We start from the raw sequence: 15,008 nt of genomic DNA, 5'->3' as shown, positions 1-15,008 counted from the left end.
GTAGTTGTAAGGCCGTGCTTCCGAAAGGAATGCGCGGCTTATTTTCGTTTATGCATTAGCATATACACTCAATCATTCAAGATGCATCAAGGCGGCAAGGGAGTGAGTCCCCGGAGCTTACCGAAGTAAGTGACAGGGTGAACGAGCGAAGCCAACGCAGAGGCAGCTTGAAGGGTAACGTGTATAAAACGGGGCATATGGCTGGACGAATTCCACGAGTATTTATCAATGACCTGCTGGCGCGCACCGATATCGTCGATCTGATCGATGCCCGGGTAAAGCTGAAAAAGCAGGGCAAAAATTTTCACGCGTGCTGTCCGTTCCATAACGAAAAAACCCCCTCTTTCACCGTCAACGGTGAAAAACAGTTTTACCACTGCTTCGGCTGCGGTGCGCACGGCAACGCTATCGACTTCCTGATGAACTACGACAAGCTCGAGTTCGTGGAAACCGTCGAAGAGCTGGCTGCCATGCATAATCTAGACGTGCCGTATGAAGCAGGTAGCGGACCCAGCCAGATTGAGCGCCATCAGCGGCAAAATCTCTATCAGCTGATGGATGGTCTGAACACGTTTTATCAACAGTCTCTGATGCAACCCGCCGCCGGCCCCGCGCGCCAGTATCTGGAAAAACGCGGCTTAAGCAGCGAGGTGATTACGCGCTTCGCGATTGGCTACGCCCCTCCCGGTTGGGACAACGTTTTAAAACGTTTTGGCGGTAATCAAGAAAACCGCCAGTCGCTGATTGATGCGGGCATGCTGGTCACTAACGATCAGGGACGCAGTTACGACCGCTTCCGCGAACGGGTGATGTTCCCCATCCGCGATAAGCGAGGCCGGGTGATTGGTTTTGGTGGTCGCGTGCTGGGTGACGCCATGCCGAAGTATCTGAACTCCCCGGAGACCGATATTTTCCATAAAGGCCGCCAGCTGTACGGTCTTTATGAAGCGCAGCAGGATAACGCTGAACCGCCCCGCCTGCTGGTGGTCGAAGGTTATATGGACGTGGTGGCTCTGGCGCAGTTCGGCATTAACTATGCCGTTGCATCGCTGGGGACGTCGACGACCGCTGACCATATTCAGCTGTTGTTCCGGGTCACTAATCAGGTGGTTTGCTGCTACGACGGCGACCGGGCCGGCCGCGATGCCGCCTGGCGCGCGCTGGAAACGGCGCTGCCGTATATGACCGACGGGCGCCAGCTGCGCTTTATGTTTCTGCCGGATGGCGAAGACCCGGATACGCTGGTGCGCAAAGAAGGGAAAGCCGCATTTGAAGCGCGGATGGAGCAGGCTCAGCCGCTCTCCACGTTTTTGTTCAACAGCCTGCTACCGCAGGTGGATTTGAGCACCCCGGACGGACGCGCGCAGCTGAGTACCTTAGCGCTGCCGCTGATAACGCAGGTGCCGGGTGAAACGCTGCGCATTTACCTGCGCCAGGAGTTAGGCAATAAGCTGGGGATTTTAGATGATGCGCAGCTTGAACGTTTAATGCCAAAACAGTCTGAAAATGGCATCCAGCGCCCTGCTCCGCAGCTAAAACGCACGACCATGCGTATACTGATAGGGTTACTGGTACAAAACCCGGATCTGGCGCCGCTGGTACCGCCCCTGGAAGGGCTGGACCCGCGTAAAATGCCGGGGCTTGGGTTGTTCAACGAACTGGTTAAAACCTGTTTGGCACAGCCGGGCCTGACCACCGGGCTGCTGTTAGAGCAGTATCGCGGCACAAATGAGGCCGCAACCCTTGAAAAACTGTCGATGTGGGACGATATAGCAGATAAGGATATTGCTGAAAAAACCTTCACCGACTCGCTCAACCATATGTTTGATTCACTGCTGGAGCTGCGGCAAGAAGAGTTGATAGCTCGCGACCGCACGCACGGCTTAAGCAGTGAAGAGCGCCGGGAACTCTGGACCATCAGCCAGGAACTGGCCAAAAAATAAACGAAAGACAAACTCATTCAAGTTGTATCAAGGCAGCAAGAGAACGAATCCCCGGGAGTGCGCACAAGCACATGACCAGGATGAGAGAACGTAGCTAACGCAGAGACAACTTGAAAGATAACGCATTGAACGGCTTAAGTGCCGAATATCGTTCGGGAAGACCCCGACAGCCGCTCGAGGCGCAGCGGCAATAATATAAGTACGCCCTCGCTTTAAATGTTGGCAGTTCGCCTGCTTACACCAATCAAACGAATTAAGTGTGGATACCGTCTTATGGAGCAAAACCCGCAGTCACAGCTGAAGCTTCTTGTCCAACGTGGTAAGGAGCAAGGCTATCTGACCTATGCCGAGGTCAATGACCATCTGCCGGAAGATATCGTCGACTCCGACCAGATCGAAGACATCATCCAAATGATCAACGACATGGGTATTCAGGTGATGGAAGAAGCACCGGATGCCGATGATCTTTTGCTTGCTGAAACGAACAACAATACTGACGAAGATGCGGAAGAAGCTGCGGCGCAGGTTCTCTCCAGCGTTGAGTCTGAAATCGGACGCACAACCGACCCGGTGCGCATGTACATGCGTGAAATGGGTACCGTCGAACTGCTGACGCGCGAAGGCGAAATCGACATCGCTAAACGTATCGAAGACGGCATTAACCAGGTTCAGTGCTCGGTGGCTGAATACCCTGAAGCGATCACCTATCTGCTGGAGCAGTACGATCGCGTTGAAGCGGAAGAAGCGCGTCTGTCCGATCTGATCACCGGTTTTGTCGACCCGAACGCCGAAGAAGATATGGCGCCAACGGCGACGCACGTCGGTTCTGAACTCTCTCAGGAAGAGATGGATGACGACGAAGACGAAGATGAAGAAGAAGACGACGACAGCAGCGATGACGACAACAGCATCGACCCCGAGCTGGCGCGCGAGAAATTCGCCGAGCTGCGTACGCAGTACGAACTGACCCGCGACACCATCAAAGCGAAAGGTCGTAGCCACGCCGCAGCGCAGGAAGAGATCCTCAAGCTGTCCGAAGTGTTCAAACAGTTCCGTCTGGTACCGAAGCAGTTCGATTACCTGGTTAACAGCATGCGTATCATGATGGATCGCGTTCGTACTCAAGAACGTATCATCATGAAGCTGTGCGTTGAGCAGTGCAAAATGCCGAAGAAAAACTTCATCACTCTGTTCACCGGCAACGAAACCAGCGAAACCTGGTTCAATGCGGCCATCGCCATGAACAAGCCGTGGTCAGAGAAGCTGCTTGACGTGAAAGAAGACGTTCAGCGCGGCCTGATGAAACTGCAGCAGATTGAACAAGAGACCGGCCTGACCATCGAGCAGGTAAAAGATATCAACCGTCGTATGTCCATCGGTGAAGCGAAAGCGCGCCGTGCGAAGAAAGAGATGGTTGAAGCGAACCTGCGTCTGGTTATCTCGATCGCCAAGAAATACACCAACCGCGGTCTGCAGTTCCTCGATCTGATCCAGGAAGGCAACATCGGTCTGATGAAGGCGGTTGATAAGTTTGAATACCGCCGCGGCTACAAGTTCTCCACCTACGCAACCTGGTGGATCCGTCAGGCGATCACCCGCTCTATCGCAGACCAGGCGCGCACCATCCGTATTCCGGTGCATATGATTGAGACTATCAACAAGCTCAACCGTATTTCCCGCCAGATGCTGCAGGAGATGGGCCGCGAGCCGACGCCGGAAGAACTGGCAGAACGCATGCTGATGCCGGAAGACAAAATTCGTAAGGTGCTGAAAATCGCCAAAGAGCCTATCTCCATGGAAACGCCGATTGGCGACGATGAAGATTCGCATCTGGGAGATTTTATCGAGGATAACACCCTCGAGCTGCCGCTGGACTCTGCCACCACCGAGAGCCTGCGCGCCGCCACCCACGACGTTCTGGCTGGCCTGACCGCCCGTGAAGCGAAAGTCCTGCGTATGCGCTTTGGTATCGACATGAATACCGATCACACGCTGGAAGAAGTGGGTAAACAGTTTGACGTAACCCGCGAACGTATTCGTCAGATCGAAGCGAAGGCGCTGCGTAAACTGCGCCATCCGAGCCGTTCTGAAGTGCTGCGTAGCTTCCTCGACGATTAATTATCGCCGCGTCCCCTGAAAAGCCAGTCACATGACTGGCTTTTTTTATGTCTAAGCAGAAACCATTTATTTAATAAATATTAAAACCCCAATATAAAATCCATCAATATATATCCAGGTCTTATTCTTATTATTTATTTATGTACCATTAAACCGCTGGACTCATAGTTTTACGATTGTACTATTGGTTGGTTGATGGGGCGTATTTACGCCTAAAACTGCAGGCAAATCATAGGGAAATGAAATGAATAGCAAGCGTAAAATTCAGCTAGCTGATTTTAATAGAACGGTTATTTTAACCACCGCTAATACATTATTTCTAAGCCGTGGAATAGAAAGTACCACCATGGATGAGATCGCACATGAAGCCGGTTTTAGTAAAACCACGCTTTATACCTATTTCGACAATAAAAAGGATATTCTGGATCATCTTATCCTGGAGGTAATGGCGCGTTTCTATCAGGAGCTCATACCAATCGCTAATCGGCAAAATTCATTTCGCGAATTTTATCGCGAGCTGTGCCATGCGCTGATGGCTCTCCACGAAACAAGCCTTGCCTACTTTTCCGCGATAGCCGGGAAGATCGCCTGTTCTGAAAAAATCACTAAAAACAATAAGGCGTTGAAAAATATCGCTATGACTGGAGAACAGATCCACCAGATTATCGCAAAGCGAATCACAGACGCCGCCGAAAAAAAAGAGATTGGATTAAATGCTCCCGTCGCGGACGTCATGATGCTGTTCTGGCTCTGCCTGACCGGGCTAGTGGAAAAGTCCTCGTACAGAGAAGAATGTCTTTTACGTCACCTTGAGAAAGACCGTAAAGCCTTTCTCGACTTCGCTTTTGACGCCCTCTTATTCATGATAGAAAAAGGGAATATTAGCGATTGCGAAAAAGCTGACTAAAGCCTCAGGCTTAAGCCAGCCGCCGGCGACCGGGGTGAAAGCCGTAACCCTTTTGTCGTCGGAAATGCATTAAAGCCCTCGCGTGGCCAGCGCCTCGTCAAGCTCCCGGTAGGCCTCCACCAGTTTATCCAGCGTCGCCCGGTTGAGGCCGCTGGGATTCGGCAGCACCCAAACTTCCGTCGCCCCAATGGTCACCTGCTGCTTGCCCCATTTTACGCCGCGCACCTGAAACGCTTTCTCGAAGGCCTGTTTACCCAGGATCGCCAGCGCGCGCGGCTGATACTCTTCCATTTTTCTGACCAGTTCACGACCACCGTCGCGGAGCTCCAGCAGCTCAACCTCGCTGGCCTGCACCGTCGGGCGTTCGACTAGCATCGTGATCCCGCAGCGGGTATCCAGCAGCTGGAGTTCCTCCTCGGGTTTCAGAAGACGGTCGGTAAAGCCGGCCTGGTGAATCACTTTCCAGAAGCGATTGCCCGGATGGGCGAAATGAAAACCGGTATGGGCGGAAGACTTCCCCGGATTGATACCGCAAAAGACCACCCGCAGGTCCGGCGCCAGAATATCGTTAATCATGTTTTCCCCAGCTCAATGCCTAAAAGGTAATTATAAAGGATTGAAAATGCGTTGTTTATAAAAACAGCAGGCGTGATTTTTAGGCTGGATTGCGGGGAACAGTTACTTTATAATCCCTCGCCACGGCCCCTTAGCTCAGTGGTTAGAGCAGGCGACTCATAATCGCTTGGTCGCTGGTTCAAGTCCAGCAGGGGCCACCAGATACAGCAAGGGCCGGAGAGAAATCTCCGGCCCTTTTGCATTGTGCGGCCCCCTCGGGGCGCCGCAGCTTAACGTGAGGTTCGCGACAGGCGGCTTACACCAGCGCCTGCAGCTGTTCGCGCATATAGACGGTGAAGAATTCCGGGTTTTTAATGACGATCCGGTTACCGGAGGCAATTTTTTCCGCCCAGCCGGCCACTTTTTCCGTGAACCCGGCATCCCATCCCTCCTTTTCCCCCCGGGCCATGACGTCGGCAGGATTTGCCGGTACGCCTAGTTCATGCAAATACTTCAAAATTCCCTTAGCGGTACTTTCATCCATAGTATTCGGCACCGACAACGATGTGTTCATACCACCAATAAAATCCAGGGCTTTATCGATTGCTGTTGGCATACTCTTATCCTTAAAATTAACCACGTAATGAACATGATGACACTATGGACCCATCTTCGCCGGGATATCAAAGAGATCGTTGCCTTTCTTTGATTCAGACCGCAGCTAAACGCTTGCGTGGTGCTTTTCTGCTCGACTATTCCGTACTACTCCCCACAGGAAACTACTCCATACGTCCGCGCTTAAACTGGCCGGCATCGATATCGTACTGTTTCATTTTTCGCCACAGCGTGGTGCGGCCAATATTCAGCAGCTGCGCCATCTCCTGCACACGCCCGCTGGTCACGCGGGCGGCATGGATAATCGCTTCTTTCTCAATGGCGCTAAAGGTCAGGCTGGCGGGCAGCAGCGAGGAGCCCGCGTCGGCGCCGGGCCGCTCGGCAAACAGATATTCCGGCAAATTACTCAGCCGGATATGGCCGTTATCGCTGCTAATGGCGATATTTTCAATCACGCTGTTCAGCTCAAAATCGTTGCCCGGCCAGGAGTAGGCCACCAGCTGCGCCAGCGCATCTTCATCCATTTTCAGTCGCGAGGAAAAGCGCTTTTCCAGGCTCTTAAGGCGATTGTGCACCAGCGAAGGAATACTGTTACGCCGCGCGCGCAGCGGTGGGATAACGATTTCAAAGGAGTGCAGCGCGTAGTAAAGCTGGCGGCTAAAGCGGTTTTGCTCCACCAGATTGGCCAGATCGACGGTGGTGGTGGCGATCACTTTAACGTCTACCGGAATCAAGCGGCGGGCATCCAGACGGGTTAAAACCCCCTGCTTGATCACCTGCAGCAGCGCGGACTGCAGCTCCGGCGCCAGGTATTCGATTTTTTCCAGAAACAGCGTCCCGCCGTTGGCCAGCTCAAGACGGCTAAGGCGGCCGTTTTCATCGTCCGTCGGCGCGCTGCCCATAAAATCCTGGCCCAGGACGCTGTCGGCATACAGCTGACAGTTGACCGCGATATACGGCCCGCCGCCCCGCTCGCTCTCATTGTGAATCGCCTGGCTGAGCAGCTCCTTACCCACCCCCTCTTCACCACACAGCAGCACCGGGAAAGCGCCGCGCGCCGCCTGGCGGCCAAAGTGAATCAGCCGCCGGGTTTCCGGGTCGTCCGCCGACATCTGTTCAAAGGTATGGCTCACTTTGCCAAGCTGGCTGGTCATCAGCTGGCGCATCTGCTCGACCGGATGCAGCAGCAGAATGAAACTGTTGCCCTGCTCTTCAACGATTGGCTTGAGCGTAATCACGGCGTCGACAAACTGATGCTGGCTTTCGAAGGTGACCTCCACATGGTTCAGCCCGCGCGCGTGCTTAATGGCCCGACGCAGCAGGGCCGGCAGCGTCACCAGCTCATTAATATTTTTCCCCTGGCTGGCCTGGACATCAAGATGAAGCAGCGTCGCGGCCTGCACGTTAAGAAACTGCAAAATCCCCTGCTCGTTCCACGCCATCACCCCGTCATCCATACTCTCCAGCAGACCGTACATCTGGTTAAGATGGCGATTCGACTCGGCCAGCAGGCTATCAGTGAGCAGCGAGTTGCCGACTTCCCGGGCGATAGCCAGGGTCAGGGAGAGGTCAGACGAAGCCTGTTCTTCCGTCAGGCAGCACAGGGAAATGGAACCGAACAGACGCCCGTGGTTATCAAACACCGGCGTGGAGCTAAACGACCATCCGTGCAGCGCATGTTTAAAATGCTCCTCGCCCGTCGTTTTGACCGGCTGCCCGAGCATGGAGGCCAGCGAAAGCGCGCAGCTGCCGATAATGCTTTCCGCGCAGTAGCTGCCGTCACGAAATCCCAGCGCCGCCAGCTGGTCGAGGGTCTGCGGATCGCCGCAGCGGCTAAGAATACAGGCGGACTCATCGAGGATGAACAGCGCGCAGGGGCGGTTATCCATAAACTCCCAGGCATCCTCCAGCGCCGCCTGACCAATCGTCAACAGCGCGGTCTTGCGCCGGCAAATCGATTCAAACGTCAGCCCCTGCGCCTGATGCGGCGTCTGCCAGGTTTCCCGCTGCATAAACTTGCTGCAGCGATGCCACGACTGGGTTATCACCAAAGGAAAGCTCTGAGTCTGCACAGTCATATCCCTATCCGCTGTTTCATAAACGACAACCCCTCCGGCGGCTACCGCCAGAGGGGGAGAAAACGTCTCATCGCTTAAATGAGACGGGGCAGGTCGACGCTAAATTAGCGCGCCAGCCACTGCTGTCCGAGCAGGTCGGCGGTCAGAATCGCCGCATGCACGCTCTGCGCGCTGACCGGGAACGGCATGTTATGAATGGTTTCACCTTCCGCGCAGGTCGCTTTGGCGACTGCCTGAATTTTCTCATCGATGCCCTCTTTAACGCCCATTTGCGCCAGCGTAACCGGCAGCCCGACGGTATGGCAGAAGTTCAGCACCGTTTCGATCTCTTCCATCGGGCTATTTTGCAGCACCAGCTGCGCCAGGGTACCAAACGCCACTTTCTCGCCATGGTACAGATGGTGGCACTCTTCGAGGATGGTGAAACCGTTGTGAATGGCGTGCGCGGCGGCCAGACCGCTACTTTCAAAGCCGATACCGCTGAGGTAGGTATTCGCTTCAACGATGCGTTCCAGCGCATCGGTCACCACGCCGGCCTGGGCGGCGAGGCGGGCTTTTTCGCCTTCCGCCAGCAGCGTATCATAGCACAGGCGCGCCAGGCTCAGCGCCGCTGCCGTCGACTGACCGCCCGCCATGCTGGTGGCTCTGGCGTCATAGCAGGCCCTGGCTTCAAACCAGGTTGAAAGCGCATCCCCCATCCCGGCCACCAGCAGGCGCACCGGCGCTTTAGCGATAATCGCCGTATCCATCACCACCATGTCCGGATTTTTCGGGTAGATCAGATACTCTTCAAACTCGCCGGCTTCGGTGTAGATAACCGACAGCGCGCTGGTTGGCGCATCGGTGGAGGCGATCGTCGGGATCACCACCACCGGTAGCTTCTGGTAGTAGCCAATGGCTTTCGCCGTATCGAGCGTCTTGCCGCCGCCGATGCCCACCACGCCGCGGCAGCCGTGCTGTTTCAGAATGGCGATCAGGCGATTGATCTCAACGTGGCTGCATTCGCCGTTGAAGCGCTCCGCATGGCAGCTGATGTTGTGGCTGTGCAAACCTTCCAGCACTTTCTCTCCCGCCAGCTTCATCACGAAGTCATCGGCAATCACGAAAAAGCTGTCCGCCAGGTTTTTGGCGTATTGCCCAAACAGCGTGGATGCATCTGGTCCCTGGAGATATTTGGCTGGAGATTGAATAACTTTTAGCATTCCGTTCACCCTCAAATAAGTGCATGTTTTGACATGATGAGCCCCGGTGTTTCTCCGTCCGGCCTTACATCAAAGGCGGGGACGAAAGCGCTACCTGAGCGATGCCATCACTGTAGGGCGAGCCGCGGGCAAAAAAATCTTTCCCCTTTTTGTCCCGATATGAAACAGGACATAAATTATATTGTTTCATATTGAAACATGAATTCATGTGAAACGATGGGATTGCGATCTCGATCCGCCCCTTTGGCGCAAAAGAAGGTCACCAGCCGGACGATCGTCGACGTTTTTCACCACCACGGGCGGCAAGAAGGGGCAAAATTATTTCTCTGAGCGGGCTTTCCACGCTGATGAAGCGAGGTGAAAGAGGCGCCTTACTTCGCATTTTTCCCTTTCCTTGCGCAAAAATGTTTCATTAAGGAACAACAATTAATAATTACGTTTCGTAATGAAACTCATTTTATGGCGATTTTTTTTCCCGCCAACTCAGCCAGAATCAATACATCGCCCGATATCGCATATCGTCAGGCGGTACCCCTACACGATGATCGCCTCCGTCAGCAGAGAGGCCGCATCGAAACTCCGACGGAGCATAAACAATGAAAAAACTGATTAACCGTGTCGAAGATGTCCTGAGTGAACAACTGGCTGGCCTTGCAAAAGCCCACCCTGAACTGACGCTGCACCAGGATCCGGTCTACGTCACCCGCGCCGATGCGCCGGTGGCCGGGAAAGTGGCGCTGCTCTCCGGCGGCGGCAGCGGCCACGAGCCGATGCACTGCGGCTATATTGGCCAGGGCATGCTTTCCGGGGCCTGCCCGGGAGAAATTTTCACCTCCCCGACGCCGGATAAAATGTTTGAGTGCGCCATGACCATCGACGGCGGCGAAGGCGTGCTGCTGATTATCAAAAACTACACCGGCGATATTCTTAACTTCGAAACCGCCACCGAGCTGCTGCACGAAAGCGGCGTCAAGGTTACCACCGTGGTAGTCGATGACGACGTGGCGGTGAAAGACAGCCTCTATACCGCCGGGCGGCGCGGCGTGGCGAATACCGTGCTGATTGAAAAACTGGTGGGCGCGGCCGCCGAACGCGGCGACTCGCTGGAAGCCTGCGCCAAACTGGGGCGCAAGCTCAACAACCTCGGCCACTCTATCGGCATCGCGCTCGGCGCCTGCACCGTTCCGGCCGCCGGGCAACCCTCATTCGAACTGCAGGACGATGAGATGGAGTTCGGCGTCGGCATTCACGGCGAACCGGGCATCGACCGCCGCCGCTTCACCTCTCTCGATCGCACCGTTGACGAAATGTTCGATACCCTGCTGGAAAACGGCGCCTATAGCCGCACGCTGCGCCACTGGGACAACGTGAAAGGCGCGTGGCAGGAGGTCACGCAGACCAAGCAGGCGCTGCAAAAAGGCGATCGGGTTATCGCGCTGGTCAACAACCTCGGCGCCACGCCGCTGTCCGAACTCTACGGCGTCTATAACCGTCTGACGCAGCGCTGCGAGGAGGCCGGTATCGTTATCGCGCGCAACCTTATCGGCAGCTACTGTACCTCTCTGGATATGGTGGGCTTTTCCATCACCCTGCTAAAGGCCGATGAAGAGACGCTGGCATTATGGGACGCCCCGGTCCACACCCCGGCGCTGAACTGGGGCAAATAAGGAGCAACGACATGTCATTAAGCAGAACGCAAATCGTAGACTGGCTCTATCGCTGCGGCGATATCTTCACCAAAGAGAGCGATTTTTTGACCGGTCTGGACCGGGAAATCGGCGATGCCGACCACGGACTGAATATGCATCGCGGTTTTAGCAAGGTGGTGGAAAAGCTGCCGTCGATTGCCGATAAAGACATTGGTTTTATTCTTAAAAATACCGGTATGACGCTGCTCTCCAACGTCGGCGGGGCCAGCGGCCCGCTGTTCGGCACCTTCTTTATTCGCGCCGCTCAGGTGACCCAGGCCCACCAGAGCCTGACCCTGGAGGAGCTCTATCAGACCTTTCGCGAAGGCGCGGAAGGGGTGGTGAATCGCGGCAAAGCAGAGCCGGGCGATAAAACCATGTGCGACGTCTGGCTGCCGGTGGTGGAATCGTTGCGCCAGTCCAGCGAACAGCACCTGTCGATACCAGGCGCCCTTGATGCTGCCTGCGAACAGGCGCAAGCCGCCGTCCACGCCACGATCGCCATGCAGGCTCGCAAAGGGCGGGCCAGCTACCTGGGCGAACGCAGCATCGGGCACCAGGATCCGGGCGCGACCTCGGTGATGTTGATGGTTCAGATGCTGGCCGCAGCGGCCAAAGAGTAAGGAAAACGCGATGGTAAACCTGGTTATTGTTTCTCATAGCGCCCGTCTGGGCGAAGGTGTCGGAGAACTGGCCCGGCAGATGTTAATGAACGATGGCTGTAAGCTGGCGATCGCCGCCGGAATTGACGATCCCGCCAGTCCGATCGGCACCGATCCCATTAAGGTAATGGAAGCCATCGAGTCCGTCGCCGACGCCGATCATATCCTGGTGATGATGGATATCGGCAGCGCCCTGCTGAGCGCCGAAACCGCGCTGGATCTCCTCGATCCGGCCATTGCGGCGAAGGTTCGCCTGTGCGCGGCGCCGCTGGTGGAAGGGACTCTGGCGGCGACGGTGAGCGCCGCCGCCGGAGCCGGCATCGACAAGGTGATCGAAGACGCCATGAACGCGCTGGAGGCAAAACGCGTACAGCTGGGGTTACCATCGCAACCGCAACACGCTTCGCTGACCGCCGCGCCGGTCGACGACCGCGACGCGCGCTCGGTTTCCGTGGTGATTCAAAACCACAACGGCCTGCACGTTCGTCCGGCGTCAAAGCTGGTCGCCGCGCTGGCGGGATTCAATGCCGACCTGGTGCTGGAGAAAGGGGGTAAATGCGTCACGCCGGACAGCCTCAACCAAATCGCCCTGCTTCAGGTGCGCCGGAACGATACCTTAAGGCTGCTTGCCCGCGGCCCGGACGCCGACGCCGCGCTGGCGGCGTTCCAGGCGCTGGCGGCGGAGAACTTCGGCGAGCCAACCGAGGCGGCGCCCGCGCGTCGGCCCGCCAGCGCCGACCGCGTTGAGGGTAAGGTCGTGCTTTATCCCCAGCCGCAGGACAGGATCTCGCGGGAAACGAGCGCCGCCATCGGCCAGCAGCAGCTGCGGCTGAAACGGGCCATCGACCGGACGCTGGAAGACCTTAGCGCGCTGACGACTCTGGCAGAGGCGACGTTTTCCGCCGACATCGCGGCGATCTTCTCCGGGCATCATACCCTGCTCGATGACCCTGATTTATACGCAGCGGCGTGCGACATCATACGCGACGAGCAGTGCAGCGCGGCGTGGGCCTGGCAACAGGTGCTGAGCGATTTAAGCCAACAATATCGCCATCTCGACGATGCTTACCTGCAGGCGCGCTATATTGATATTGAAGATATTTTGCACCGCACGCTGCGTCACCTTAACGAGCGCGATGAAGCGCTGCCGCAGTTTAGCGCGCCTTCGATCCTCGTTGCCGACGATATCTTCCCTTCAACCGTCCTGCAGCTTAACGCAGAGCAGGTGAAGGGGATCTGCCTGCAGGCCGGCAGCGAGCTCTCTCACGGCGCCATTATCGCCCGCCAGGCGGGTATCGCGATGCTGTGCCAGCAGAGCGGTGCCCTGACGCTGCAAGATGGCGAGAACGTCATCCTTGATATTCCCGGCAAACGCGTGATTCGCGGCTAACCTGCCCTAACCTTTCCGCCCCGGAGGCTGTCCCCTCCGGGAACTCGCTTAACTTTCAGGATCCGTTATGTCTCAATTCTTTTTTAATCAGCGCGCCAACCTCGTCAACGAAGTGATTGAAGGGACCATTATCGCCAGCCCGTGGAATAACCTGGCGCGGCTGGAGAGCGATCCCGCCATTCGCATGGTGGTGCGTCGCGATCTCGACAAAAACAACGTGGCGGTAATCTCCGGCGGCGGTTCCGGTCACGAACCGGCCCACGCGGGCTTTGTCGGTAAAGGCATGCTGACCGCCGCCGTCTGCGGCGATCTGTTTGCCTCGCCAAGCGTCGATGCGGTGCTGACCGCCATCCAGGCCGTGACCGGCGATGCCGGATGCCTGCTGATCGTCAAGAACTACACCGGCGATCGTCTGAACTTCGGCCTCGCCGCGGAGAAAGCGCGCCGTATGGGCTATAACGTCGAAATGCTGATCGTCGGCGATGATATTTCGCTGCCGGATAACAAACACCCGCGCGGCATTGCCGGGACGATTCTGGTGCATAAAGTGGCCGGCTACTTCGCCGAACGCGGCCACAATCTGGCAACCGTGCTGCGCGAGGCGCAGTATGCCGCCAGACACACCTTCAGCCTTGGCCTGGCCCTTTCCAGCTGTCATCTGCCGCAGGATGCGGAAACGACTCCGCGCCATCATCCGGATCAGGCCGAGCTGGGGATGGGGATCCACGGCGAACCGGGCGCTTCGGTTATCGCCACGCAGAACAGCGCGGAAATCGTTACGCTGATGGTAGAGAAGCTCAGCGCCGCCCTGCCGGAAACCGGCCGCCTGGCGGTGATGATCAATAATCTCGGCGGCGTGTCGATTGCCGAAATGGCGATTTTGACCCGCGAGCTGGCCAATACTCCGCTGCATCAGCGTATCGACTGGCTGATAGGCCCGGCGTCGCTGGTCACCGCGCTGGATATGAAAGGCTTCTCCCTCACTGCCATCGTGCTGGAAGAGAGCATTGAGAAGGCGCTGCTTTCCGCGGTAGAAACCGCCGGCTGGCAGACGCCGGTACAGCCGCGCGCGGTCAGCGTGATGCCATCATCGCTGCGCAGTACGCGGGTGGAGTTTGCGCCCTCGGAGAACGGCGAAGTTGCGGGCTACGTGGAACGTGTGACCGGCACGCTGTCCGGGCTGGAAGCAGACCTTAACGCGCTGGATGCGAAAGTCGGCGACGGCGATACCGGCTCCACCTTCGCCGCCGGCGCGCGCGACATCGCCGACTTACTTCAGCGTCGTCAGCTGCCGCTGGCTAACCTCGCCACGCTGTTTGCCCTGATTGGCGAGCGTCTGACGGTTGTGATGGGCGGCTCCAGCGGCGTGCTGATGTCGATTTTCTTTACCGCCGCCGGGCAGAAGCTGGAACAGGGGGCAAGCGTCGCCGAAGCATTAAACGCCGGTCTGGCGCAGATGAAGTTTTACGGCGGTGCGGATGAAGGCGACCGGACCATGATTGACGCCCTGCAGCCGGCGCTAACGGCGCTGCTGGCCGAACCGGATAACCTGCAGGCGGCTTTCGCCGCGGCGCAGGCGGGCGCGGATCGTACGCTTCACGCCAGCAAAGCGGGCGCCGGGCGCGCATCGTACCTGAACAGCGATAGCCTGCGCGGCAATATGGACCCCGGCGCCCACGCGGTGGCCATGGTATTTAAAGCGCTGGCGCAGAAATAGTCTCCCCTGCTCGCGCTGCGCTTAGCAGGGCTACGGGTTCGCAGCCGTCTGCGGGCCGGTAGCCCGGACAGATGCGTAAGCATCGCCTCCGGGAAATTCTGCCACTCTGCGCTCTGCTCCCGGGGGCGGCGCT

General features: G+C 56.9%; 11 protein-coding genes and 1 tRNA gene. 8 read left to right on the top strand and 4 right to left on the bottom strand.

Going from position 1 to position 15,008, the window contains the following annotated elements:
- Positions 1-197: 197 nt before the first annotated feature.
- The 3 genes from dnaG (at position 198) to ABLV30_RS27050 (ending at position 4,968) form a co-directional block, all read left to right on the top strand.
- The gene (gene dnaG / locus ABLV30_RS27060; RefSeq protein WP_014226898.1) at positions 198-1,943 is read left to right on the top strand and encodes a DNA primase; all 1,746 of its coding nucleotides are present in this window, start codon (positions 198-200) and stop codon (positions 1,941-1,943) included.
- Between the two features lie 273 nt (positions 1,944-2,216).
- Positions 2,217-4,061 (top strand): RNA polymerase sigma factor RpoD, encoded by a 1,845-nt coding sequence (gene rpoD, locus ABLV30_RS27055; protein ID WP_004105908.1) that lies wholly within the window; start codon positions 2,217-2,219, stop codon positions 4,059-4,061.
- A 244-nt stretch (positions 4,062-4,305) separates the two neighbouring features.
- Positions 4,306-4,968, top strand: coding sequence for a TetR/AcrR family transcriptional regulator (locus tag ABLV30_RS27050; RefSeq protein ID WP_064358278.1), 663 nt, complete (start codon positions 4,306-4,308; stop codon positions 4,966-4,968).
- A gap of 69 nt (positions 4,969-5,037) precedes the next feature.
- Here ABLV30_RS27050 and mug read toward each other — a convergent pair whose 3' ends face one another.
- The gene (gene mug / locus ABLV30_RS27045; RefSeq protein WP_009651862.1) at positions 5,038-5,544 is read right to left on the bottom strand and encodes a G/U mismatch-specific DNA glycosylase; all 507 of its coding nucleotides are present in this window, start codon (positions 5,542-5,544) and stop codon (positions 5,038-5,040) included.
- Between the two features lie 124 nt (positions 5,545-5,668).
- On the opposite strand from mug, the gene ABLV30_RS27040 reads away from it, so the two are divergent.
- Positions 5,669-5,744: transfer RNA gene (locus ABLV30_RS27040), tRNA-Ile, on the top strand.
- Positions 5,745-5,839: 95 nt separating this feature from the next.
- Here ABLV30_RS27040 and ABLV30_RS27035 read toward each other — a convergent pair.
- The 3 genes from ABLV30_RS27035 to ABLV30_RS27025 all read right to left on the bottom strand — a co-directional run bounded on the left by ABLV30_RS27035 (position 5,840) and on the right by ABLV30_RS27025 (position 9,418).
- A complete protein-coding gene (locus ABLV30_RS27035; RefSeq protein WP_071532228.1) occupies positions 5,840-6,163 on the bottom strand; it encodes a DUF1889 family protein in 324 nt (107 codons plus the stop codon).
- Positions 6,164-6,302: 139 nt separating this feature from the next.
- Positions 6,303-8,216, bottom strand: a complete 1,914-nt coding sequence (gene dhaR, locus ABLV30_RS27030; protein ID WP_219539031.1) for a dihydroxyacetone kinase operon transcriptional regulator DhaR — start codon at positions 8,214-8,216, stop codon at positions 6,303-6,305.
- A 104-nt stretch (positions 8,217-8,320) separates the two neighbouring features.
- The gene (locus ABLV30_RS27025; RefSeq protein ID WP_009651847.1) at positions 8,321-9,418 is read right to left on the bottom strand and encodes a glycerol dehydrogenase; all 1,098 of its coding nucleotides are present in this window, start codon (positions 9,416-9,418) and stop codon (positions 8,321-8,323) included.
- A 596-nt stretch (positions 9,419-10,014) separates the two neighbouring features.
- On the opposite strand from ABLV30_RS27025, the gene dhaK reads away from it, so the two are divergent.
- The 4 genes from dhaK (at position 10,015) to ABLV30_RS27005 (ending at position 14,875) form a co-directional block, all read left to right on the top strand.
- Entirely contained in the window at positions 10,015-11,085 is a 1,071-nt protein-coding gene (gene dhaK, locus ABLV30_RS27020; RefSeq protein ID WP_046876560.1) for a dihydroxyacetone kinase subunit DhaK, read from the top strand.
- An 11-nt stretch (positions 11,086-11,096) separates the two neighbouring features.
- Positions 11,097-11,729 carry a dihydroxyacetone kinase subunit DhaL gene (gene dhaL / locus ABLV30_RS27015; RefSeq protein WP_014226902.1) on the top strand — a complete coding sequence of 211 codons (633 nt, stop codon included), beginning with the start codon at positions 11,097-11,099 and terminating at the stop codon, positions 11,727-11,729.
- 10 nt (positions 11,730-11,739) lie between these two features.
- A complete protein-coding gene (gene dhaM, locus ABLV30_RS27010) occupies positions 11,740-13,158 on the top strand; it encodes a dihydroxyacetone kinase phosphoryl donor subunit DhaM (protein ID WP_134897546.1) in 1,419 nt (472 codons plus the stop codon).
- A gap of 67 nt (positions 13,159-13,225) precedes the next feature.
- Positions 13,226-14,875 carry a glycerone kinase gene (locus ABLV30_RS27005; RefSeq protein WP_348865700.1) on the top strand — a complete coding sequence of 550 codons (1,650 nt, stop codon included), beginning with the start codon at positions 13,226-13,228 and terminating at the stop codon, positions 14,873-14,875.
- Positions 14,876-15,008 lie beyond the last annotated feature (133 nt).

The organism is Klebsiella sp. CN_Kp113 (assembly GCF_040064585.1).
Taxonomy (GTDB): Bacteria; Pseudomonadota; Gammaproteobacteria; order Enterobacterales; family Enterobacteriaceae; genus Klebsiella; species Klebsiella michiganensis.
The sequence above is the reverse complement of the archived record's forward strand: the minus strand, read 5'-3'. Positions and strand labels throughout refer to the sequence as shown.

Bases quoted from the DNA above. Each gene is read 5' to 3' on its own strand.
- dnaG (WP_014226898.1), top strand. From the start codon at position 198: ATGGCTGGACGAATTCCACGAGTATTTATCAATGACCTGCTGGCGCGC.
- rpoD (WP_004105908.1), top strand. From the start codon at position 2,217: ATGGAGCAAAACCCGCAGTCACAGCTGAAGCTTCTTGTCCAACGTGGT.
- ABLV30_RS27050 (WP_064358278.1), top strand. From the start codon at position 4,306: ATGAATAGCAAGCGTAAAATTCAGCTAGCTGATTTTAATAGAACGGTT.
- mug (WP_009651862.1), bottom strand. From the start codon at position 5,544: ATGATTAACGATATTCTGGCGCCGGACCTGCGGGTGGTCTTTTGCGGT.
- dhaR (WP_219539031.1), bottom strand. From the start codon at position 8,216: ATGACTGTGCAGACTCAGAGCTTTCCTTTGGTGATAACCCAGTCGTGG.
- ABLV30_RS27025 (WP_009651847.1), bottom strand. From the start codon at position 9,418: ATGCTAAAAGTTATTCAATCTCCAGCCAAATATCTCCAGGGACCAGAT.
- dhaK (WP_046876560.1), top strand. From the start codon at position 10,015: ATGAAAAAACTGATTAACCGTGTCGAAGATGTCCTGAGTGAACAACTG.
- dhaL (WP_014226902.1), top strand. From the start codon at position 11,097: ATGTCATTAAGCAGAACGCAAATCGTAGACTGGCTCTATCGCTGCGGC.
- dhaM (WP_134897546.1), top strand. From the start codon at position 11,740: ATGGTAAACCTGGTTATTGTTTCTCATAGCGCCCGTCTGGGCGAAGGT.
- ABLV30_RS27005 (WP_348865700.1), top strand. From the start codon at position 13,226: ATGTCTCAATTCTTTTTTAATCAGCGCGCCAACCTCGTCAACGAAGTG.